Origin of the sequence: Streptomyces sp. NPDC051567, assembly GCF_044454165.1 — a bacterium.
GTDB lineage: Bacteria > Actinomycetota > Actinomycetes > Streptomycetales > Streptomycetaceae > Streptomyces.
Window position 1 is genome coordinate 146,640 of the sequence record NZ_JBITDK010000014.1, and the last position, 21,515, is coordinate 168,154.

Consider the following 21,515-nt stretch of genomic DNA (forward strand, 5'->3'; position numbering starts at 1 on the left):
ACGGGCGGTGCGGGTCGGTGGCGGGCCGGGTGGGCCCGGGGTCACTCGACGCCGATGAGGAGGGGTCCCGAGTAGCGGCCGCCCCGGTAGGTGACGGTGTCCACGGCCAGGTGTCCGTGCTGGACGTAGGCCTCCAGGCGCTCGGCGAGGGAGTCGGGGACCTCGGGGCCCAGGACCAGGGTGACGAGTTCGCCGCCGGAGCCGAGCATCCGTTCGAGGACGGCTTCGGCGGTCTCGGGGAGCCCGGTGCCGATGACGGCGACGTCGCCGTCGATGAGGCCCAGTACGTCCCCGGCCTGGCAGATGCCGGCGGAGGTGAAGGACTGCCGTTCGGCGACGGCGAGTTCCCCGTACCGGGTGGCGCCGGCCGCCGCGGTCATGGCGACCACGTCCTCGTCGAAGCTGGCGCCCGCGTCGTGCACGGCGAGGGCGGCCAGCCCCTGGACGGCCGACCGGGTGGGGACGACGGCGACCCGTACGCCGTCCGCGCGCGCCCGCGCCGCGGCGGCGCCCGCGACGGCGCGCAGTTCGGGGCCGCCGGGCAGCAGCACCACCTCGCGGGCGTGGGCGCGGCGGATGGCCGCGGCCAGCTCGTCGACGGCCGGTGGCTCGCCGGGGCGGGCGAGCACGGCGGTCGCGCCGGCCTCCTCGCAGAGCCCGGCCAGTCCCTCGCCGGGGACGACGGCGACCACGGCGCGCTGGGCGCGCTCGCCGCGGGCCCGGCGGCGTTCGTCGCCGAAGTGGGTGATGCGGATGCGGTGCGGGCGGCCGGCGACGACGCCCGCCTCCACGGCGGCGCCGGGGTCGTCGACGTGGACGTGGACGTTCCACAGCTCGTCGCCGCCGACGACGACCAGGCAGTCGCCGAGCCCGTCGAGCCGGGCCCGTAGGTCCTCGACGGCGTCCCGCGCCGCCTCCAGCAGGTAGACCACCTCGTACGCGGGCCCGTCCTGCTCCTGTGCGCAGGGCTGCGGCGGCTGCGGGACGGGCACGGCCCGCCCGGGGACGGGTTCGGCGGTGGGTTCCCGGCCGGACAGGGTCTGCCAGAGGGCTCCGAGGACGGCGACCAGTCCGCAGCCCCCGGCGTCGACGACTCCGGCCCGGCCCAGTACGGCCAGTTGTCCGGGGGTCTCGGCCAGGGCCGCGCGGGCGCCGTCGTAGGCCGCGCGGGCCACGTCCTCGGCGCTCCCGGCGGCGGCCCCGGCCGCCTCACCGGCCCGCGCGGCGGCGGTGGCGACGGTGAGCATGGTGCCTTCCACCGGGTGCGCGACCGCCTCGTAGGCCGATTCCGCGGCCCGGGTCAGGGCCCGGGCCAGCAGCGGGCCCGGTGCTCCGGCCCCGCGGGGCGGCTCCGGCTCGTCGCCCAGGACGTCGGCGATCCCGCGCAGGAGCTGCGCCAGGATGGTTCCCGAGTTTCCCCGGGCGCCGGTCAGGGCGCCGTGCGCGTAGGCCCGTACGGCCAGGGAGAGGGAGGGCCGGGGTGTGCCCGGGGTCACGTTCCCGAGGGCGGCGTCCAGTGCGAGGCCGGCCGATTCGGCGGTGAGGTAGAGGTTGGTGCCGGTGTCCGCGTCCGCGACGGGGTAGACGTTGATCGCGTCGATGTCCTCGCGGGCCCGGCCGAGTGCGGCCAGGGCCAGGGAGCTCCAGGTGCGCACCGCTTCGGCGTCGAGCTCGTCAGGGGGCTGCGGCTGCGGCTCGTGCGGCACCGGGTGTTCCTCCTCAGTACGGGCCAGGGTTCACCGCAGGGTAACCAAGGGCGGCCGGAGGGCCGGGGCCCCGGGGCGGGGGGCGGCGGCGGCCGTGGTAGTTTTCTTGGGCGGGAGCAGTCGTTGTATGCTGCTCCGGTTGCCCGATGAGAGTCGGGCCATTCCCCCGGCAAGCCACTTCAGATCTCTGATTCCGGTGCGCCGGATTCACTGTAATTGCATCTGAAGTCTTTGGAGTGACCTGTGGCTGCCAACTGCGACGTTTGCGCCAAGGGGCCGAGCTTCGGCAACAGCATCTCCCACTCGCACCGCCGCACGTCCCGTCGCTGGAACCCGAACATCCAGCGCGTCCGTGCCGTGGTCAATGGGACGCCGAAGCGCCTCAACGCCTGCACCTCGTGCATCAAGGCCGGCAAGGTCTCGCGCTGACGCCTCCCGTCGTAGCGCAGCCCTTTCCGGTTGCCAAGAAGGCCGGTCCACCTCGTGGACCGGCCTTTTGCCTTTCCTGACGGCTCCTGCGCCGTGCTCTCTCGCGCCGTCCTCCGGGGCCGGCACCTCAGCGGTGCCAGCGCCAGGCGTGGGCGACCGGGCCGATGCCCCCGCCGAGCGCGAAGCCGGCGGCGATGGCGCCGCTCACGTACTCCTTGGCCGCCGTGACGGCCTCCGGCACCGTCAGGCCTTGCGCGAGGCCCGCCGCGACGGCGCTCGCCAGGGTGCAGCCGGTGCCGTGCGTGTGCCGGTTGTCGTGGCGCGGGGCCCGTAGCCAGTGCTCCTCGGTCCCGTCCGACAGCAGGTCCACGGCCTCGTCCCCGGAGGCCGTCAGGTGCCCACCCTTGATCAGCGCCCACCGCGCGCCGTGGCCGAGGATCGCGTCGGCGGCCCGCCGCATGTCGTCCTCGGTCCGCACCACCACGCCCGTGAGCTGCGCCACCTCGTCCAGGTTCGGGGTCGCCACGGTGGCCCGGGGCAGCAGTTCCTGGCGCACGGCGTCCAGCGCGGTGACGGCGAGGAGCGCGTCCCCGTGCTTGGAGACCCCGACGGGGTCCACGACGGCCGGGGCGCGGGTGTCGGCGAGGAGCGCGGCCACCGTCTCGACCAGCACGGCGGAGGAGAGCATCCCGGTCTTCACGGCCTGGACGCCGATGTCGTCCACGACGGCCCGGTACTGGGCCGTCACCGCCTCGGCGGGCAGTTCCCAGGCTCCGCTGACCCCGAGGGAGTTCTGCGCGGTCACGGCGGTCACCACGCTCATCCCGTGCACGCCGAGCGCCAGCATGGTCTTCAGGTCGGCCTGGATGCCCGCGCCGCCGCCGGAGTCGGAGCCGGCGACGGTCAGGCAGAGCGGCGGGGCGGCGTTCACCGCGGGCTCTCCTCGGGGGCCGGGTCGGCGCCGAAGTGGTCCCAGCCGCCGGTGCTGGTCCAGGGCGCGCCGTCCACGGTCACCTGGGGCAGCGCGGAGCGGCTGAGCACCTCCCCGATGACCTTCCAGCGGGCCGGGAGCTTCACCTCGGGCGGGAAGGTCGCCACGATCGCGTGGTCCTCCCCGCCGGTGAGCACCCACTGGAGCGGGTCCACGCCGACGGCCTGCCCGATGTCGTACATCTGGGTGGGGATGTCCACGGCCGCCGAGCGCAGGTCGATCCGTACCTTGCTGGCCTCGGCGATGTGGCCGAGGTCGGCGATCAGGCCGTCGCTGACGTCGGTCATGGCGGTGGCGCCGAGTCCGGCGGCGGCGGGGCCCGCGTGGTAGGGCGGCTCGGGCCGCCGGTGCGCCTCGACGAAGGCGCGCGGGGAGCGGAAGCCGCGGGAGAGGACGGCGAACCCGGCGGCGGACCAGCCGAGCCAGCCGGTGACGGCGACGACGTCGCCGGGCCGGGCACCGGAGCGCAGCACGGGTTCGTGGTTGCGCAGGTCGCCGAGGGCGGTGATCGCGACGGTGATGGTGTCGCCGCGGACGACGTCCCCGCCGACCACGGCCGCGCCCGCGACCTGACATTCGTCGCGGATTCCGTCCATGAGTTCGGTGGGCCAGGTGACCGGGAGTTCGGCCGGGACGACGAGGCCGAGGAGGAGGGCGGTCGGGACCGCGCCCATGGCGGCGATGTCGGCGAGGTTCTGGGCGGCGGCCTTGCGGCCGACGTCGTAGGCGGTGGACCAGTCGCGCCGGAAGTGCCGGCCTTCCAGCAGGATGTCCGTGCTGGCCACGACGCGCCGGTCGGGGGCCGAGACCACCGCGGCGTCGTCGCCCGGTCCCAGCCGGACCGCCGGCGTGGTGGTGAGCCGTGAGGTGAGCTCTCTGATGAGCCCGAACTCCCCCAGCTCGCCCACAGTGCCCTTCATCGCTGTGCCCCTTCTTGCCCAGTCCGCTTGCGGTCGCGAGCCGTCACAGCTCTGGGTACCGTCAACAGATACGTCAACTTCTGCTCCCCGCGCGCTCCGCCGTGCGTGGCGCCGGGTCCGTGGAGTGTGTCCACGGCACGTTGGGGAAGGGTCTCCCCGGGACGCTCGGCGACGCGGTACCGTGGCGTCCCTTCTTCCCCGGGCCCGTCCGTTTTCCCCGGGCCCATCCGAAGGTTAGGGGACATGATCCTCGTGGCCGTCCTGGAGGTTCCGTGGTACAGGCGTACATCCTCATCCAGACCGAGGTGGGCAAGGCGTCGTCCGTCGCCGAGTCCATCGGCCGCATCCCGGGGGTGATCCAGGCCGAGGACGTGACGGGGCCGTACGACGTGATCGTGCGCGCCCAGGCCGAGACCGTGGACGAGCTCGGCCGTATGGTCGTCGCCAAGGTCCAGCAGGTGGAGGGCATCACCCGCACCTTGACCTGCCCGGTGGTCCATCTGTAGCCCCCGTCTACTCTTGGCCGGTGATGTCCCTCCACCGCCGGCCCCTCCGTCTGCCGACCCTGCCCGCCGTGATCGCCGTACTGGCCCTCGCGGGGTGTGTCCCGGGTGGTGCCGGGGTCCGGGTGGACCCGCCGCCACCGCCGCCCGCCGCGGTCGCGGGGTTGTGTGCCGCTCTGCACGAGGCGCTCCCGGAGACGGTGGCCGGCCTGGCGCGGACCACGGCCACACCGGAGTCCGTCCTGACCGCCGCGTGGGGCGGCTCGGCGATCGTACTGCGGTGCGGGGTCCCCAAGCCCGCCGAGATGGCCGATCCGAAGCAGGAGGGCGTCCATGTGAACGGGGTCGCCTGGCTGCTGGACGAGCGGCCCGACGGCGGGTTCCGGTTCGTCACCGGGATGCGGCTGGCGTACACGGAGGTCCTGGTCGACAAGGAGCACGTGACGGACGCCGGGATGCTGGTCGGGCTCTCCGGAGCCGTCGCGCGGGCCGTGCCCGAGGGCATCTCCTCGTACTGACACCGACCGCCCGCCGGGAGTCCCGGCGGGCGGTCGGCCGTACGGAACCGCTCAGCGCAGCCCGGTGGGGCGGCGCAGGGCCGCCTGGATCAGGCGGTCCACCAGCTCCGGGTAGGCGACGCCCGACTCCTGCCACATCCGCGGGTACATGGAGATCGGGGTGAAGCCCGGCATGGTGTTGATCTCGTTGATGACGAAGGTGCCGTCCTCGGTGAGGAAGAAGTCGGCGCGCACCAGGCCCTCGCAGGACGCGGCCTCGAACGCCTCGACCGCGAGCCGCCGCACCTCGGCGGTCTGCTCCTCGGTGAGCGGGGCGGGCACGATCCCGGAGGCGGAGTCGATGTACTTGGCCTCGAAGTCGTAGAAGTCGTGGCTGGAGACCGGCGGGATCTCGGCGGGCACGCTGGCGCGCGGGCCGTCCTCGAACTCCAGCACTCCGCACTCGATCTCGCGGCCCCGCAGCAGCGCCTCCACGATGATCTTCGGGTCGTGGCGGCGGGCCTCCTCGACGGCGGCGTCGAGGCCGGAGGCGTCGTCGACCTTGGTGATGCCGATGGAGGAGCCGGCGCGGGCGGGCTTGACGAACAGCGGCCAGCCGTGTTCTCCGGCGAAGTCGAGGATGCGGGCGCGGGCGGCGTCCTTGTCGGCCGTCCACTCGCGGGGGCGGACGGTCAGGTACGGGCCGACGCGCAGCCCGAAGGAGGTGAACACCCGCTTCATGTAGTCCTTGTCCTGGCCCACGGCCGAGGCCAGGACGCCGGAGCCGACGTACGGGATGCCCGCGAGCTCCAGGAGGCCCTGGAGGGTGCCGTCCTCGCCGTACGGGCCGTGCAGGACGGGGAAGACGACGTCGACCTCGCCCAGGGCCTTGGGGACCGCGCCGGGCTCGGTGTAGACCACTTCGCGGCTGGCCGGGTCGACCGAGAGGACGACGCTGCCGTCCTCGGAGTCGGTGAGCTCCTCGACGTTCGGGAGGCGGCGGTCGGCGATGGCCATCCGCTCGGGCTCGTCGGCGGTCAGCGCCCACCGGCCGGCCGTGGTGATGCCGATGGGCAGCACCTCGTACCGGGAACGGTCGATGGAGCGCAGCACGGCGCCCGCCGTGACGACCGAGATGGCGTGTTCCGAGCTCCGGCCGCCGAACACGACGGCGACGCGGGGCTTGCGGCCCTGCTGCTCAGGGGTCTGGGGGAGGTTCTCGCTGCTCATATCGCCACGAGAGTACCCGCTCAGACGTCCGTACCGGAGTCAGTGACGTTCCGGTTTGGCGCTGCGGCCCATCAGTTCCTTCAGCGCGACCAGTGTGGGCTTGCCGTGGTGGACGATGTCGACGACGGTGTCGGTGATCGGCATGTCCACCCCGTGGCGGCGGGCCAGATCGGCCACGGACTGGCAGGACTTGACGCCCTCGGCGGTCTGCCGGGTGACCGCGATGGTCTCCTCCAGGGTCATCCCGCGGCCGAGGTTGGTGCCGAAGGTGTGGTTGCGGGAGAGCGGCGAGGAGCAGGTGGCGACCAGGTCGCCGAGGCCCGCGAGGCCGGAGAAGGTGAGCGGGTCGGCGCCCATCGCCACGCCCAGCCGGGTCGCCTCGGCGAGTCCGCGGGTGATGAGGGAGCCCTTGGTGTTGTCGCCCAGGCCCATGCCGTCCGCGATGCCGACGGCGAGGCCGATGACGTTCTTGACGGCGCCGCCGAGCTCGCAGCCGATGACGTCGGTGCTGGTGTACGGGCGGAAGTACGGGGTGTGGCAGGCGGCCTGGAGGCGCCTGGCCACGGCCTCGTCCTCGCAGGCGACGACCGAGGCGGCGGGCTGGCGGGCGACGATCTCCCGGGCCAGGTTGGGGCCGGTGACGACGGCGACCCGTCCCCTGATCCCGTCGGGGGTCGCCGCGCCCTCGGCCACCATGACCTCCTCGATGACCTCGCTCATCCGCTTGGCGGTGCCGAGTTCGATGCCCTTCATCAGGGAGACGAGGACGGCGTCGGCCGGGAGGAACGGGGCCCAGGCGGCCAGGTTGCCGCGCAGGGTCTGGGAGGGGATGGCGAGGACCACGAGGTCGGCGTCGTGGGCGGCCTCGGCGGCGTCGGTGGTGGCCCGCAGGCCGGCGGGGAGTTCGACGCCGGGGAAGTAGTCGGGGTTGGTCCGGCCGGTGTTGACCGCGTCGGCCAGCTCCTTGCGGCGGCCCCACAGGGTCACCTCGCAGCCGGCGTCGGCGAGCACCATCCCGAAGGCCGTGCCCCAGGAGCCGGTTCCGTAGACGGCCGCCTTCACGGGACGTGTCACTTGTCGCCCTCTCCCGCGGCCTGACGCCGCTGCTGTGCTCTGGCCCTGCGATGGTCGTACGGCTGCGCGGGCGCGCTCTCGCCCCGCACCTCCTCCAGCAGCCCGGTGACGGCCGCCATGATGGTCTCGGTGGCCTGCCGCAGGACCTCCGGGGTGGGTTCCCGGTCGTAGAACGCGGTCAGGTCGACGGGCGGGCCGGCGCGTACCTGGAGGGTCTTGCGGGGGAAGAGCCGGAGCTTGTTCCTGCCCGCGTAGGGGGGCATCGCGAGATTCGCGCCCCATTGGGCCACCGGAATGACGGGGGCCCTGGTGATGAGTGCCACACGCGCGGCCCCGGTCTTGCCGGCCATGGGCCACATGTCGGGGTCGCGGGTGAGGGTGCCTTCCGGGTAAAAGGCCACGCATTCACCGCGTTCGATCGCGGTCACCGCCGCCCGGAATGCGTCGAGTGCGTTGGTGCTCTCCCGGTAGACCGGGATCTGTCCCGATCCGCGCAGGATCGAGCCGACAATGGGGACCTGGAAGAGGGCGGCCTTCGCGAGCAATCGGGGCACCCGGCCGGTGTTGTACTGGAAGTGCGCGTAGGAGAGCGGGTCCAGATACGAGTTGTGATTGACGGCGGTGATGAATCCGCCCTCGGCCGGAATGTTCTCCATTCCCCGCCAGTCCCGCTTGAAGAGCACTACCAGCGGCGGTTTCGCGATGACCGCCGCCAGGCGGTACCAGAAGCCGATTCTGCGGCGGGACACTCGGACACCTTCCTCTAGGACCGGTGCGCGGCTCGGGCACCTCTTCGGCCGGACAAGTGTCGCCCCAGGTCCGGTCTCTGTCGAGAACACCGTACGCCCCGCCCGTGCCGCCGGGGCCCCGGGCTGCCCGGGGGAGGCGACAATGGGCCGACGCATGACCCGGCCATGACCTGACCATGGTCCGGGAATGTGCCGGAGCGCGCCGCGGGAAGGGGTCGGTCACGAACGCCGTCTGGAGTCTGGTGGTGCCGTTGAAGCCCCTGGCGGCGGCCAAGAGCCGGCTCGCGGGGGCGGTGGGCGGGGACCGGCCGGGGCTGGCGCTGGCCTTCGCGCAGGACACCGTGGCGGGGGCGCTGGCCTGCGCGGCGGTCGCGGATGTGGTGGTGGTCACGGACGACGCGGTGGCGGGGCCGGAGCTGGCCCGGCTGGGGGCGCGGATCGTGCCGGACGCGCCGGGCGCGGGGCTGAACGCGGCGCTGGTCCACGGGGCGCGCGCGGTGCGCGCGGGCCGGCCGGGGGCGGCGGTGGCCGCGATGAACGCGGACCTGCCGGCGCTCCGGCCGCGCGAATTGCTACGCGTGCTCGAAACGGCTTCGGTATTTCCCCGGGCATTTCTGGCGGATGCGGCCGGAATCGGGACGACCTTGCTTTCCGCTGCTCCGGACGTGGAATTGACCCCCTCGTTCGGCGGCCTGTCGCGGGCTCGGCATTCGGCTTCGGGCGCGAGGGAAATCGCCCTGGCGGACGTCGACAGCGTGCGCCGGGACGTGGACACGGCGGCCGATCTGCGGACGGCCCTCGACCTTGGTGTGGGATGTCACACGGCCCGATACAGTGCCCGTATGCAGGCGACCGCGTACACGTACGATTCCCAGACCCGCAGCGGCAGCGTGCTGCTGGACGACGGCACCCCGGTGCCCTTCGGGGCCCCGGCCTTCGACGCGGGCGGCCTGAGGCTGCTGCGCCCCGGGCAGCGGGTCCGGATCGAGACCGCGGGCGAGGGCGCGGGGCTGAGCATCACCCTGGTCACCTTGCAGACGTTCTGAGCAGACGCTCGGCAGACCGTTCCGACCTGCGAGAACAGCACCGCGGGCCGGCCTCCCCGGAGGGGAAACCGGCCCGGCGTGTGTGACTCCTGCCCTACTTCTTGCGGGCCGTGGTCTTCTTCGCGGTGACCTTGCGCGTCGCCGTCTTCTTGGCGGGCGCCTTCGTCGCGGTGGCCTTCTTGGCCGCCGGGGCGGTCTTCTTCGCGGTGGCGGTGGTCTTCTTCGCCGTCGTCGTGGCCTTCTTGGCCGGGGCGGCCTTCTTCGCCGTGGCCGTCGCCTTCTTCGTGGTGGCCGTGGTCTTCACCGCCGCCTTCTTGGCGGTCGCGGTGGCCTTCTTCGCCGTGGCCTTCTTGGCGACCGCGGTCTTCGCCGCGGCCTTCTTGGCGGGGGCGGCCTTCTTGGCCGCGGCCTTCTTGACCGTGGCGGAAGCGCCTCCGGTGAGGCTGCCCTTGGGCGCCTTCTTCACCGAGACCTCGCCGCCCTTGGGCAGCTTCTTGGTGCCGCTGACCAGGTCCTTGAAGCCCTGGCCCGCGCGGAAGCGGGGGACCGAGGTCTTCTTGACCCGTACGCGTTCACCCGTCTGCGGGTTGCGGGCGTAACGGGCCGGGCGGTCGACCTTCTCGAACGAGCCGAAGCCCGTGACCGAGACCCGGTCGCCCGCGACGGTAGCGCGGACGATCGCGTCCAGTACCGCGTCGACGGCGTCCGCGGCCTGCTGACGGCCGCCCAGCTTGTCGGCAATCGCTTCTACGAGCTGCGCCTTGTTCAACGTCTTCCCCTTCGGAGACTTCGCCAGAACGAATGTGTTCAAGCTTATTTCGCACGTTAGGCGGATATATACCGCAAATCAAACACGAAACGGGCTAATCACCCTAGTGCCGCAACGGTGCGGACCGTTACGGAGTTCCTTCGCATCAGTCGCCTTCAGGGAATCGACCCTCGTCGAGGTCCTTCATCAACCTGTCCAGGCGCCTTGCCGCATCAGCGAGATCGTGCTTCGCGGCGGCCGTGGCGACCAACAGCTTCCGGGACAGCGCCATCCTTACGCCCTCCGGGACTTGCAGTGAGCGCACCCTTGCGTGTGCTTCTTTCAACCGGTCCGCGACGAGTTCGTAGAGCTCTAGTTGACTGTCGCGTTCCATGCACAGATTGTGCCATCTGGGGCGAGTTGTCGCCTCACGGGGCCTCAACAAACGACGATGCCCCCCGCCGGAAGGCGGAGGGCATCGTCGGGTGGATGTGATCATCCACGGGCGAATAAGCGCTGATCAGGCCGGAATCAGCTCCGAATCGTGCGCGGCTTGAAGCTCGGCCGGACACTTTCGTACACCGAGATGTCCGTTTCGTTCTGAAGGGTGAGCGAGATGTCGTCCAGCCCCTCCAGCAGCCGCCAGCGGGCGTTGTCGTCGAGTTCGAACGCGGCCACGACACCCTCCGCGCGCACCTGGCGGTCGACCAGGTCGACGGTGACCTCCGCGGTCGGGTCGGCCTCGGTCAGCTGCCACAGCCGCTCGACGGTCTCCTGCGGGAGCACGACCGTCAGCAGACCGTTCTTCAGCGAGTTCCCGCGGAAGATGTCGGCGAAGCGGGAGGAGATGACCGTCTTGAAGCCGAAGTTCTGCAGCGCCCAGACGGCGTGCTCGCGCGAGGAGCCGGTGCCGAAGTCGGGACCGGCGACCAGGACGGTCGCCCCGGCGCGCTCGGGCCGGTTCGTGACGAACTCCGGGTCCTTGCGCCACGCCTCGAAGAGCCCGTCCTCGAACCCGTCGCGGGTGATCTTCTTCAGCCAGTGGGCGGGGATGATCTGGTCGGTGTCGACGTTGCCGCGGCGCAGCGGGACGGCCCGTCCGGTGTGGGTGGTGAAGGCTTCCATGGTGCTCAGACTCCGGCGGTCGCGGTGGCGTCGGACAGGTCGGCGGGCGAGGCCAGACGGCCCAGCACGGCGGTGGCGGCGGCCACCTGGGGGGAGACCAGGTGGGTGCGCCCGCCCTTGCCCTGGCGGCCCTCGAAGTTGCGGTTGGAGGTGGACGCGGAGCGCTCACCGGGCGCCAGTTGGTCGGGGTTCATGCCCAGGCACATGGAACAGCCCGCGTGCCGCCATTCGGCGCCGGCCTCCTTGAAGACCTTGTCCAGCCCCTCCTCCACGGCCTGGAGCGCGACCCGGACCGAGCCCGGGACGACCAGCATCCGTACCCCGTCGGCGACTTTGCGGCCCTCGATGATCCCGGCGACGGCGCGCAGGTCCTCGATGCGGCCGTTGGTGCAGGAACCTACGAAGACGGTGTCGACCTTGATGTCGCGCAGCGGCTGCCCGGCGGTCAACCCCATGTACTCCAGGGCCTTCTCGGCGGCCAGGCGCTCCGAAGCGTCCTCGTACGAAGCCGGGTCGGGGACCTCGGCGGAGAGCGGCGCGCCCTGGCCCGGGTTGGTGCCCCAGGTGACGAACGGGGACAGCGTGGTGGCGTCGATGACGACCTCGGCGTCGAAGACCGCGTCGTCGTCGGTGCGCAGGGTCTCCCAGTAGGCGACCGCCGCGTCCCAGTCGGCCCCCTCGGGCGCGTGGTCGCGGCCCCGGAGGTACTCGAAGGTGGTCCGGTCGGGGGCGATCATGCCCGCGCGGGCGCCGGCCTCGATCGACATGTTGCAGATGGTCATGCGGGCTTCCATCGACAGCTGCTCGACGGCCTCGCCCCGGTACTCCAGGATGTAGCCCTGGCCGCCGCCGGTGCCGATCCTGGCGATGATCGCGAGGATCAGGTCCTTGGCGGTGACCCCTTCGGCCAGCGCCCCGGTGACGGTGATCGCCATCGTCCTGGGCCGGGCCAGCGGCAGCGTCTGGGTGGCGAGCACGTGCTCGACCTGGCTGGTGCCGATGCCGAAGGCCAGCGCGCCGAAGGCGCCGTGCGTGGAGGTGTGCGAGTCGCCGCAGACCACGGTGGTGCCGGGCTGGGTCAGGCCGAGCTGCGGTCCCACGACGTGGACGACGCCCTGCTCGATGTCGCCCAGCGAGTGCAGCCGGACGCCGAACTCGGCGCAGTTCTTGCGCAGCGTCTCCAGCTGGGCCCGGGAGACCGGGTCCGCGATCGGCTTGTCGATGTCGAGGGTGGGGGTGTTGTGGTCCTCGGTCGCGATGGTGAGGTCGAGGCGCCGGACCGGGCGGCCGGCCTGGCGCAGGCCCTCGAACGCCTGCGGGCTGGTCACCTCGTGCAGCAGGTGCAGATCGATGTAGAGGAGGTCGGGCTCGCCCTCGGCGCGCCGGACGACATGGTCGTCCCAGACCTTCTCCGCGAGTGTCCTACCCATCGCTTTCCCTCCGGCCGGCCGGTCGTGCCGGCGCTTGATAGAGATCCCGGTGCGCCTGATCGCCCGTACCCCACGTGCCGGACGACGGCTCGGACCCATGTGGTTCGTGGACCCGCGGCTACAGCCTCGCTGTTTCTCCGGAAAATTGAACTTGCGTTTCACAGTGTGAGACGCGAATATCGTTTCATGGACAACTCTAGCGGCGTCGGCGTTCTCGACAAGGCAGCTCTGGTACTGAGCGCACTGGAGTCCGGTCCGGCCACCCTCGCCGGGCTGGTCGCGGCGACAGGGCTCGCACGACCCACGGCACATCGCCTGGCCGTGGCACTGGAACACCACCGGATGGTGGCGCGGGACATGCAGGGCCGGTTCATTCTCGGCCCGCGGCTGGCGGAGCTCGCCGCCGCGGCCGGCGAGGACCGTCTGCTGGCCACGGCGGGACCGGTCCTCACCCACCTGCGGGACGTGACGGGAGAGAGCGCGCAGCTCTACCGCCGCCAGGGGGACATGCGCATCTGCGTGGCGGCGGCGGAGCGGCTGTCGGGCCTGCGGGACACCGTTCCCGTCGGCTCCACGCTGCCGATGAAGGCGGGCTCGGCCGCGCAGATCCTGATGGCCTGGGAGGAGCCCGAGCGGCTCCACCGGGGCCTGCAGGGCGCGCGGTTCACGGCGACGGCGCTCTCGGGCGTACGGCGCCGCGGCTGGGCCCAGTCGATCGGTGAGCGGGAGCCGGGCGTGGCCTCGGTCTCGGCGCCGGTGCGGGGGCCGTCGAACCGTGTGGTGGCCTCCGTGTCGGTCTCCGGGCCGATCGAGCGCCTGACCCGCCACCCGGGCCGGATGCACGCCCAGGCCGTCATCGACGCGGCGGCCCGCCTCTCGGAGGCCCTGCGCCGCTCCGGCTGACCCGCCCCCGCCCACCCGCCACTCCCCCGGGCCCGGGGGCGCGTACGACGCCGCGGACGTCCGAACACGCGCCTCCGGGCCCGCACTTGTGCCGGTCCGCGGCGGCGGACGGCAGCGGGGGCGACGGGGTCCGGAAAGGCGAGGTCCGGGAACGCGGAAGAGGCCCTCCGCGATGATCGCGGAGGGCCTCTCCTGTACGTACCCCCGACCGGATTCGAACCGGCGCTACCGCCTTGAGAGGGCGGCGTGCTAGGCCGCTACACAACGGGGGCTAGCTGGTGTTGCTGTCACTGCGCTGGGCTACCAGGACTCGAACCTAGAATAAGGGAACCAGAAACCCTCGTGTTGCCAATTACACTATAGCCCAAAGTGGTCTAGACCAGACCAACCGTACCCCCGACCGGATTCGAACCGGCGCTACCGCCTTGAGAGGGCGGCGTGCTAGGCCGCTACACAACGGGGGCCCTAGCGATCCTGCGTCAAAACATCCGGGTGCGACCCAAGAGATCTCGCGGGAAGGATCTGTACCCCCGACCGGATTCGAACCGGCGCTACCGCCTTGAGAGGGCGGCGTGCTAGGCCGCTACACAACGGGGGCTAAGCACTGCTACTGCACTGCGCTGGGGTACCAGGACTCGAACCTAGAATAAGGGAACCAGAAACCCTCGTGTTGCCAATTACACTATACCCCACCAAAAGTCAACCCCTTCTCAGGGGTTTTCCTTCGGGTGGCGCCTCCGTCCGGCCTTTCGGCCCGCTCCGGCGGCGCAGAAAGAACATTACCGGATGGCTGACCGTGCTCCAAAACGGGTATCCCCGGCAACCGGCTCCCGTACGGCGGCGGCCGGACCCGGCGGCGCGTCGGCGCCCGGCAGGGCCTCCGCGCGCCCCGGAGCCGCCCCGTACCGGCCTCCCGAGCCCCCGGAACGCCCCAGGGGCGGCAGCGGGTGCGGGCTGCCGTCCCTGGGGGACGTACGGGGCGTACGGGCGTACGCGGGGGTGGCTACGCGGCGAGCTTGGCCAGGGCCGCGTCGATGCGGGACAGGGAGCGGTCCTTGCCCAGGATCTCCAGCGACTCGAAGAGCGGCAGGCCGACCGTGCGGCCGGTCACGGCCACGCGGACCGGGGCCTGGGCCTTGCCGAGCTTGAGCCCGTGCGCCTCGCCCGCGGTCAGGACGGCCTGCTTGAGGGAGTCCGGGTCGCTCCAGTCGGCGCCGGCGAGGTTCTCCCGCGCCGTGGTGAGCAGCGCCGCCGGGTCGCCCTTCATCGCCTTGTCCCAGGACGCCTGGTCGGAGACCGGCTCCTTCAGGAAGAGGAAGTCGACGTTGGCGGTGATGTCCGACAGGACGGTCACCCGGGTCTGGGCGTGCGGCGCGATGGCGGCCCACGCCCGGGCGTCGAAGTCCTCGGGCGCCCAGTTGGCGTGCGGGGCCCGCAGCCAGGGGGCGCAGGCGTCCGCGAACGCCTTCGGCTCCAGCATCCGGATGTGGTCGCCGTTGATCGACTCGGCCTTCTTGAGGTCGAAGCGCGCCGGGTTGGCGTTCACGCCGTCGATGTCGAACTTCGCCACCATCTCCTCGATCGAGAAGACGTCCTGGTCCTTGGAGAAGGACCAGCCGAGGAGCGAGAGGTAGTTCAGCAGGCCCTCGGGGAGGAAGCCACGCTCGCGGTACAGGTTGAGCGAGGACTCCGGGTCGCGCTTGGAGAGCTTCTTGTTGCCCTCGCCCATCACGTACGGCAGGTGGCCGAAGGCGGGTGTCGCCTTGGCGATGCCCAGCTCCGTCAGCGCCTTGTACAGGGCGATCTGGCGGGGGGTGGAGGAGAGCAGGTCCTCGCCGCGCAGGACGTGCGTGATCTCCATCAGCGCGTCGTCGACCGGGTTGACCAGCGTGTACAGCGGGGCGCCGTTGGCCCGGACGATGCCGAAGTCGGGCACGTTCTCGGGGGTGAAGGAGAGCTCGCCGCGGACCAGGTCCGTGAAGGTGATCGTCTCGTCGGGCATCCGGAACCGGACGATCGAGGTGCGGCCCTCGGCCTCGTAGGCGCCGCGCCGCTCCTCGGTGAGGTCGCGGCAGTGGCCGTCGTAGCCGGAGGGGCGGCCGGCGGCGCGGGCGGCGTCGCGGCGCGCGTCCAGCTCCTCGGTGGTGCAGTAGCAGCGGTAGGCGTAGCCGCCGTCCTGGAGCTTCTTCGCGACGTCCGCGTAGATGTCCATGCGCTGGGACTGGCGGTACGGGGCGTGCGGGCCGCCGATCCCGGGGCCCTCGTCCCAGGTGAAGCCGAGCCAGCGCAGCGAGTCGAGGAGCTGCTCGTACGACTCCTCGGAGTCGCGGGCCGCGTCGGTGTCCTCGATGCGGAAGACGAACGTGCCGCCGTGGTGGCGGGCGAACGCCCAGTTGAAGAGGGCGGTGCGGACCAGGCCCACGTGGGGGTTGCCGGTCGGGGAGGGACAGAAACGTACGCGGGGGGTCGCGTTAGCCACGCTTGATCACCTTGTTGGTGAGAGTGCCGATGCCTTCGATGGTGACGGCGACCTCGTCGCCGACGTTGAGGGGGCCGACTCCGGCCGGGGTCCCCGTGAGGATGACGTCGCCGGGGAGGAGCGTCATGGCCTCGGTGACGTGGACGATCAGCTCCTCGACGGAACGGACCATGTCGCTGGTGCGGCCGAGCTGGCGCTGTTCGCCGTTGACCGTGCAGCCGACGGCCAGGTCGGCCGGGTCGAGCTCGGTCTCGATCCAGGGGCCGAGGGGGCAGGAGCCGTCGAAGCCCTTGGCGCGGGCCCACTGCTTCTCGCTCAGCTGGATGTCGCGGGCGGTGACGTCGTTGGCGCAGGTGTAGCCGAGGATGACGTCCTTGACGCGCTCCCGGGGGACCTCGCGGCACATCCGGCCGATCACCACGGCCAGCTCCGCCTCGTAGTGGACCTCCTGCGAGAAGGAGGGGTACGGGATGGGGTCGCCGGGACCGCTCACCGAGGTGGAGGGCTTGAAGAAGACGACGGGGGCGTCGGGGCGGCCCTGGTCGTCGACGATGGAGTGCCCGAGCTCCGCCGCGTGCTCCGCGTAGTTGCGGCCGATGGCCACGACCTTGCTGGGGAGCACCGGCGGCAGCAGCCGGACCTTGCTGAGCGGGACCTTCGTGCCGGACAGCTCGAAGTCCGCGAACGGGATGCCCTTGATGATGTCGAGGACGAGCGCGTCGGGGGCAGTGCCCTCGACCGCTCCGAACGCGACATTGCCGTCGATCGAGAACCTGGCGATACGCACGTGCTGCGTCTGCCCCTCTGTCATTTCCGCTGGCTGGAGTCTGCGGACCCCAGGCTAACGCGGCGGGCGGACGCGCTTCGCCCCGTTTGTACGGGGCACGCGCCGCTACAGCGCGGCGACGGGCGCGTCCATCAGGACCGTGCGGCGCGGGTTCGCGGTCTGGGCCGGCAGCTCGACGGACTGCTCCGGGGCCGGGGCCGCCTGCTGCAGCTCCTCGGCGTCCTTGAGGTGCGCGAGGGTGGTGCGGCGGGGGTTGGCTATGTTGCGGACCATCATCGTCGTCTTCATCGGAGTCTCGGGCCTCGGCTCGGTCGCGGGTGGTCGGTCGCGCGGTCTTCGGTTGTCGGTCGCGTCAACCCTGTAAAGGGAAAGGCTAAACATCTGAATCCCCGGCCGAACCGGGAAGTAATGGCCACACCTCTGTGAGTTTGCTCACCAATGACCCGGCATTACGGGCATAACCGACAGTCAATTCCACTCACAGAAACGGACATTGCACCACTGAATGCACCATTCCGCTCCTGATCATCGCGACTGGGACACCTTGCCAGCCATAGCGTTTGGTCAGCGTAAGTCCGATTCCTTACGAAAAAGGTCCTACGTCGCGTAGCTCACCTGTCACAAGAAGTCACCGACTCTCCGGGACGGCCCGCGCACCTTGTTGGAGATCCGCCTCTGTGCTGGAATTCGCGGGACCGCCGCGGGAATCAGCCGGCGCGCAGGTGGCGCGACCCAGCGCCGAGCGCGGTGGCAAGGAGAGGGAGACGCGCCGGTCACCGACGACCACCATGGGGCCGAACGCGCCCCACGACTCGACACCGTCCCACCGGTCGCCCGGCGGGACGCCTGGTCCAGAGGTTGCGACGCTAGTGCAGGGACGATTCAAGAGGGATGGCAAGGGGTCTCCCCAGGCCCCTCAGGGCCGAGGGGACGCCGCGGCGGAGCAGGAGCCGCGCGGCGGGACCGAACGCGGCGCCTCGCCCCAGCACGCCCAGGACCGCGGGCCCGGCGCCGACGGCGCGGGCCGCCCGGACCCCTCCGCCACGGTGAAGGCGAAGGGCCGCGGGAAGCCCGGCAAGGCCAAGGCGAAGGCCGGGTCCAAGGCCGGAGCGAAGAACGGGCCGGCGGCCGGACCGCAGATCGGTGCCGTCGAGCAGGACACGGCGATACCGAAGGGCTCCGGTGCGACCGGTTCCCGGCTGGCCATGCAGAACTGGCGCATCAGCACGCGACTGGTGTCGCTGCTGACCCTGCCGGTCGTCGCCGCCACCACGCTCGGTGGCTTCCGTATCAACGACTCCCTCAACGACATCACGCAGCTGGAGCACATGCAGCTGCTGACCACGATGACCCGGCAGGCCACCCACCTGGCCGCCATGCTCCAGGAGGAGCGGGACAAGTCCGCGGGTCCGCTGTCGATCCTGGCCCAGCAGGAGCGGGACAAGCCCGCGGGTGCGCCGGCGCCCGACAAGGCGGCCAAGCCCAACAGCCTGGTCTCGGGCGTCCGTGAGCAGTCCGACATCGCCGCCAAGGCGTTCGCCGACGCGACCGACAAGCTCGACAGCACGCAGAACAAGGACGAGACCCTCAAGTCCATCCGCAACAACATTCTGCAGATCGGCCGCCAGCTCACCGCCATCGAGGACATCCGCAAGGACGCGTACTCGAACGGCGCCCAGCAGACCGTCACCGAGTACAACTCGCTGATCGTCTCGCTGCTCTCGCTCTCCCAGGACATGGCGCAGGCCACCTCCAGCCCGGAGATGATCAAGCGCACGCGCGCCCTGGCGGCCTTCTCCTCCGCCAAGGAGTACGCCTCCATCCAGCGTGCCGTCATCGCCGCCTCGCTCCCCGAGAGCGGTGACAAGCAGGGCAAGCTGCTGGAGAACGACCGTCTGTACGCCCTCTCCGCGCTGCGCGGGGAGAGCCAGTCGAAGAAGACCTTCGAACTCGTCTACCAGGGCCGGCCCGATGAACTCCTCGCGTCGCTCGGCGACGGCAACACGGAGATCGGCAGCGCCGACCACTACGCCCGCCGCGTCCTGAGCAGCGAGGGTCAGTTCACCAAGGAGAAGAACCGGTCCTGGATGGACTGGTACGACGCCGACGACACCAAGCTCCAGGCGATGAAGGTCATCGAGCTCACCCTCCTGGAGGAGATGGAGCAGAAGGCCCGCGAGCTCAAGAACGAGTCGCAGCAGGACGCCGTCATCAACGGTGCCCTGATCCTCCTCGTCCTCGGTGTCTCCCTCGTCGGCGCCTTCGTCATGGCCCGGTCGATGATCCGCTCGCTGCGCCGCCTCCAGGACACCGCGACGCGCGTAGCGCAGGACCGGCTGCCCGAGCTCGTCAAACAGCTCTCCGAGTCCGACCCGCAGGACGTGGACACGTCCGTGGAGTCGGTCGGCCTGCACACCCGTGACGAGATCGGCCAGGTGGCCGCGGCCTTCGACGACGTGCACCGCGAGGCCGTCCGCCTCGCCGCCGAGCAGGCCCTCCTGCGAGGCAACGTCAACGCGATGTTCACCAACCTCTCGCGCCGTTCGCAGGGCCTCATCCAGCGCCAGCTCTCGCTCATCTCCGAGCTGGAGTCGCGCGAGGCCGACCCGGACCAGCTGTCCTCGCTCTTCAAGCTCGACCACCTCGCGACCCGCATGCGCCGTAACGGCGAGAACCTCCTCGTCCTCGCGGGCGAGGAGCCGGGCCGCCGGTGGACCCGTCCGGTCCCGCTGGTCGACGTGCTGCGCGCCGCCGCGTCCGAGGTGGAGCAGTACGAGCGCATCGAGCTGGCCTCGGTGCCCGGCACCGATGTGGCCGGCCGTGTCGTCAACGACCTCGTGCACCTCCTCGCCGAGCTGCTGGAGAACGCCACCTCGTTCTCCTCCCCGCAGACCAAGGTCAAGGTCACCGGCCACGCGCTGCCCGACGGCCGCGTCCTGGTCGAGATCCACGACACCGGTATCGGCCTCTCCCCCGAGGACCTCGCCGCGATCAACGAGCGGCTCGCCGCGCCGCCGATCGTGGACGTCTCCGTCTCCCGCCGCATGGGCCTGTTCGTGGTCGGCCGCCTGTCCCTGCGACACGGCATCCGCATCCAGCTGCGCCCCTCCGACTCGGGCGGCACCACCGCGCTCGTCATGCTGCCGGTGGACGTCGCCCAGGGCGGCAAGAAGCCGGCGCCGATGCCCGGCCAGGGCGGCCCGGCCGGCCTCCAGGGCGGTCCCTCCGGACAGGGTTCCGTGCCCGGTGCGGGCGGACGTCCGCCCGTGGGCGCGGCCCCGCAGCGCGGCCAGGTCTCCGGTCCGGGCCAGCGCGCGGCCCTGCCGGGGCGGGACGGCGGCGCCGGTCCGCAGCGTCCGCAGGCGGGCCGGGGGCAGCAGCCGGGCGGCTTCGGCGCTCCCGGTGGCCGTCCGCAGCAGGACGCCTTCGGCGGCGGTAGCCCGCTGCCGGGCCGTGGGCTGACCGGTGGCCCGCAGGCCCGCCCGGCCACCGCCCCCGGTGGTTACGGCGCGCCCTCCGGCCCCGCCGGTTTCCCGCAGGACAACGGCTTCGAGCGACCGCAGCAGGGTGCTCCCGCCGCCCCGGCCCCCGCCGATCCGGCGCAGCGCGGCTCCCGGCCGCAGCTGCCGCCGCGCGGTGGCGCGCCCCGGCCGGAGCTCCCGGGTCCGCAGACCGCCAGCTGGGGCGCCGGTCAGGCGGCCCACGGCGGCCAGGAGGTGCCGCGCGGCCACGACGAGCTCTCGGGTCCCGGTTCGACGGCGGAGTTCGCCCGTCCGGACTTCGGTGCCCCGCTCCCCCAGGGGGACGGCGGCGCGTACCCGGCCGACCCGTTCGAGCGCCAGGACGTACGCGGCCCGGCGAACGGGTCGACGACCGGCCAGTTCGAGCGGCCCGACGTACGGGGTTCCCTGGACCCGGCCACGACCGGGCAGTTCGAGCGATCGTTCGAGCAGCCGTTCGATCGTGCGGAGCCGCGCGGACCGGTGGACCCGGTCGTCGCCGACCCGTTCGCCCGTCCCGTGCCGCAGGCTCCCGAGGAGCTGCCCGGCTCCCGGGGGTTCTCCGCCGATCCCTTCGCCACCGGCCAGTTCGAGCGGCCGGAGTTCCCGGCCGGCCGTTCCGGCGGCCCGGGCGCCGGGGGCTACCAGCCCCAGGCCCCGCAGCCGCAGGCAGGGCAGCCCCGGCCGGGGCAGTCCGGCGGCGGCCACCAGGGTCTCCCGGTGCGCCCCGAGCCTTCCCGGCCGCCGCAGGAGCACCGGCCGGAGGCGCTGCCCCCGGTCGGCGCGCCCGGCCAGGGCCGCAGCCCGATCTTCGACACGCTGGAGTCGAACTGGTTCCGCCAGGAGGGCGAGCAGTCCTCCGCGCAGGGACCGGCCGGACCCCAGCAGCCGCAGGCCGACCCGGCTCCGCAGCAGCAGCGGCTCGCGCAGCGCGGCCAGGAGCAGGCGGCGGCCGAGCCCGCCGCGGCGGCGACCGGCGCCCCGCCGACCGTCAGCTGGCGCTCCTCGCCCAACGACGAGCTGATGCGGCAGGCCGAACGGGTGCGCCAGCCCGCCGCCGGTGGCATCACCACCTCGGGACTGCCCCGCCGGGTCCCGCGGGCGAACCTCGTGGCCGGCACCGCCCAGCAGCAGGCCGAGGCGCAGGCCGGTCCGCAGGTCTCGCGCGCTCCGGACGACGTCCGGGGCCGTCTGACCAACCTCCGACGCGGTATCCAGCAGGGCCGTCAGGCCGGCAACAGCGGTCCGGCGACCGGCAGTCACCACATCGACCCCACTTACCAGCAGGAGCGTTAGTTGAGTTCGATGAGCCAGGCGGCACAGAACCTGAACTGGTTGATCACCAACTTCGTGGACAACACCCCCGGGGTGTCCCACACCGTGGTGGTCTCCGCCGAC

At 72.0% G+C, this 21,515-nt stretch carries 18 protein-coding genes, 5 tRNA genes and 2 pseudogenes; 7 read left to right on the forward strand and 18 right to left on the reverse strand.

What is annotated here, in order from left to right; all coding sequences use genetic code 11:
- Positions 1-41: 41 nt before the first annotated feature.
- On the reverse strand, positions 42-1,706 hold the full coding sequence (locus tag ACIA5F_RS17920; RefSeq protein ID WP_399353935.1) for a DAK2 domain-containing protein: 1,665 nt from the start codon (positions 1,704-1,706) through the stop codon (positions 42-44).
- A 243-nt stretch (positions 1,707-1,949) separates the two neighbouring features.
- Between ACIA5F_RS17920 and rpmB the strand changes: the two genes are divergently transcribed.
- The gene (rpmB, locus tag ACIA5F_RS17925; RefSeq protein WP_073911113.1) at positions 1,950-2,135 is read left to right on the forward strand and encodes a 50S ribosomal protein L28; all 186 of its coding nucleotides are present in this window, start codon (positions 1,950-1,952) and stop codon (positions 2,133-2,135) included.
- Between the two features lie 127 nt (positions 2,136-2,262).
- Here the strand turns inward: rpmB and thiD are convergent, their stop codons facing one another.
- The gene (thiD, locus tag ACIA5F_RS17930; protein ID WP_399353937.1) at positions 2,263-3,066 is read right to left on the reverse strand and encodes a bifunctional hydroxymethylpyrimidine kinase/phosphomethylpyrimidine kinase; all 804 of its coding nucleotides are present in this window, start codon (positions 3,064-3,066) and stop codon (positions 2,263-2,265) included.
- The gene (locus tag ACIA5F_RS17935) at positions 3,063-4,046 is read right to left on the reverse strand and encodes a thiamine-phosphate kinase (RefSeq protein WP_399353939.1); all 984 of its coding nucleotides are present in this window, start codon (positions 4,044-4,046) and stop codon (positions 3,063-3,065) included. The genes thiD and ACIA5F_RS17935 overlap by 4 nt, the downstream gene beginning before the upstream one ends.
- Positions 4,047-4,318: 272 nt before the next feature.
- Between ACIA5F_RS17935 and ACIA5F_RS17940 the strand changes: the two genes are divergently transcribed.
- A complete protein-coding gene (locus tag ACIA5F_RS17940; RefSeq protein ID WP_399353941.1) occupies positions 4,319-4,552 on the forward strand; it encodes an Lrp/AsnC family transcriptional regulator in 234 nt (77 codons plus the stop codon).
- Positions 4,553-4,575: 23 nt separating this feature from the next.
- Complete coding sequence (locus tag ACIA5F_RS17945; protein ID WP_399353943.1) at positions 4,576-5,067, forward strand: DUF3515 domain-containing protein; 492 nt, start codon at positions 4,576-4,578, stop codon at positions 5,065-5,067.
- A 51-nt stretch (positions 5,068-5,118) separates the two neighbouring features.
- Here ACIA5F_RS17945 and ACIA5F_RS17950 read toward each other — a convergent pair whose 3' ends face one another.
- From ACIA5F_RS17950 to ACIA5F_RS17960, 3 genes are read right to left on the reverse strand one after another with little or no spacing between them, the layout of a single operon-like run.
- Positions 5,119-6,276: a D-alanine--D-alanine ligase family protein gene (locus ACIA5F_RS17950; protein ID WP_399353945.1), complete on the reverse strand. Its 1,158-nt coding sequence runs from the start codon at positions 6,274-6,276 to the stop codon at positions 5,119-5,121.
- A 39-nt stretch (positions 6,277-6,315) separates the two neighbouring features.
- Entirely contained in the window at positions 6,316-7,350 is a 1,035-nt protein-coding gene (locus ACIA5F_RS17955; protein WP_399353947.1) for an NAD(P)H-dependent glycerol-3-phosphate dehydrogenase, read from the reverse strand.
- Entirely contained in the window at positions 7,347-8,099 is a 753-nt protein-coding gene (locus tag ACIA5F_RS17960; protein WP_399353949.1) for a lysophospholipid acyltransferase family protein, read from the reverse strand. Before ACIA5F_RS17960 ends, ACIA5F_RS17955 begins: the two co-directional genes overlap by 4 nt.
- Positions 8,100-8,275: 176 nt before the next feature.
- Between ACIA5F_RS17960 and cofC the strand changes: the two are divergent.
- Positions 8,276-8,938: pseudogene (gene cofC, locus ACIA5F_RS17965) on the forward strand (2-phospho-L-lactate guanylyltransferase); the annotation flags it as partial.
- A gap of 301 nt (positions 8,939-9,239) precedes the next feature.
- On the opposite strand, the gene ACIA5F_RS17970 reads toward cofC, so the two are convergent.
- The 4 genes from ACIA5F_RS17970 to leuC form a co-directional block, all read right to left on the reverse strand.
- A complete protein-coding gene (locus ACIA5F_RS17970; RefSeq protein WP_399353951.1) occupies positions 9,240-9,914 on the reverse strand; it encodes an HU family DNA-binding protein in 675 nt (224 codons plus the stop codon).
- Between the two features lie 145 nt (positions 9,915-10,059).
- On the reverse strand, positions 10,060-10,287 hold the full coding sequence (locus ACIA5F_RS17975) for a hypothetical protein (protein ID WP_399353953.1): 228 nt from the start codon (positions 10,285-10,287) through the stop codon (positions 10,060-10,062).
- A 137-nt stretch (positions 10,288-10,424) separates the two neighbouring features.
- Positions 10,425-11,018 carry a 3-isopropylmalate dehydratase small subunit gene (gene leuD / locus ACIA5F_RS17980; protein WP_399353955.1) on the reverse strand — a complete coding sequence of 198 codons (594 nt, stop codon included), beginning with the start codon at positions 11,016-11,018 and terminating at the stop codon, positions 10,425-10,427.
- Between the two features lie 5 nt (positions 11,019-11,023).
- The gene (leuC, locus tag ACIA5F_RS17985) at positions 11,024-12,448 is read right to left on the reverse strand and encodes a 3-isopropylmalate dehydratase large subunit (protein ID WP_399353957.1); all 1,425 of its coding nucleotides are present in this window, start codon (positions 12,446-12,448) and stop codon (positions 11,024-11,026) included.
- A 186-nt stretch (positions 12,449-12,634) separates the two neighbouring features.
- Here leuC and ndgR point away from each other — a divergent pair, with 186 nt between their 5' ends.
- Positions 12,635-13,351: an IclR family transcriptional regulator NdgR gene (gene ndgR, locus ACIA5F_RS17990; protein ID WP_073911130.1), complete on the forward strand. Its 717-nt coding sequence runs from the start codon at positions 12,635-12,637 to the stop codon at positions 13,349-13,351.
- 199 nt (positions 13,352-13,550) lie between these two features.
- Here ndgR and ACIA5F_RS17995 read toward each other — a convergent pair.
- From ACIA5F_RS17995 to ACIA5F_RS18030, 8 genes are all read right to left on the reverse strand, one after another.
- Positions 13,551-13,623: transfer RNA gene (locus tag ACIA5F_RS17995), tRNA-Glu, on the reverse strand.
- A 23-nt stretch (positions 13,624-13,646) separates the two neighbouring features.
- Positions 13,647-13,718: transfer RNA gene (locus tag ACIA5F_RS18000), tRNA-Gln, on the reverse strand.
- Between the two features lie 24 nt (positions 13,719-13,742).
- Positions 13,743-13,815 (reverse strand) — tRNA-Glu (locus ACIA5F_RS18005).
- A 61-nt stretch (positions 13,816-13,876) separates the two neighbouring features.
- Positions 13,877-13,949: transfer RNA gene (locus ACIA5F_RS18010), tRNA-Glu, on the reverse strand.
- A gap of 22 nt (positions 13,950-13,971) precedes the next feature.
- Positions 13,972-14,043 (reverse strand) — tRNA-Gln (locus ACIA5F_RS18015).
- Between the two features lie 311 nt (positions 14,044-14,354).
- Entirely contained in the window at positions 14,355-15,830 is a 1,476-nt protein-coding gene (gene gltX / locus ACIA5F_RS18020) for a glutamate--tRNA ligase (protein ID WP_399353959.1), read from the reverse strand.
- Positions 15,823-16,617 (reverse strand): fumarylacetoacetate hydrolase family protein, encoded by a 795-nt coding sequence (locus ACIA5F_RS18025; RefSeq protein WP_399353960.1) that lies wholly within the window; start codon positions 16,615-16,617, stop codon positions 15,823-15,825. The genes gltX and ACIA5F_RS18025 overlap by 8 nt, the downstream gene beginning before the upstream one ends.
- A 105-nt stretch (positions 16,618-16,722) precedes the next feature.
- Positions 16,723-16,905, reverse strand: coding sequence for a hypothetical protein (locus tag ACIA5F_RS18030; RefSeq protein ID WP_399353962.1), 183 nt, complete (start codon positions 16,903-16,905; stop codon positions 16,723-16,725).
- Between the two features lie 581 nt (positions 16,906-17,486).
- Here ACIA5F_RS18030 and ACIA5F_RS18035 point away from each other — a divergent pair.
- Together ACIA5F_RS18035 and ACIA5F_RS18040 are read left to right on the forward strand one after the other, a co-directional pair.
- Positions 17,487-21,413: a nitrate- and nitrite sensing domain-containing protein gene (locus ACIA5F_RS18035; RefSeq protein ID WP_399353964.1), complete on the forward strand. Its 3,927-nt coding sequence runs from the start codon at positions 17,487-17,489 to the stop codon at positions 21,411-21,413.
- Positions 21,414-21,515 (forward strand): annotated as a pseudogene (locus tag ACIA5F_RS18040) (roadblock/LC7 domain-containing protein); the annotation flags it as partial. It abuts the gene before it with no gap.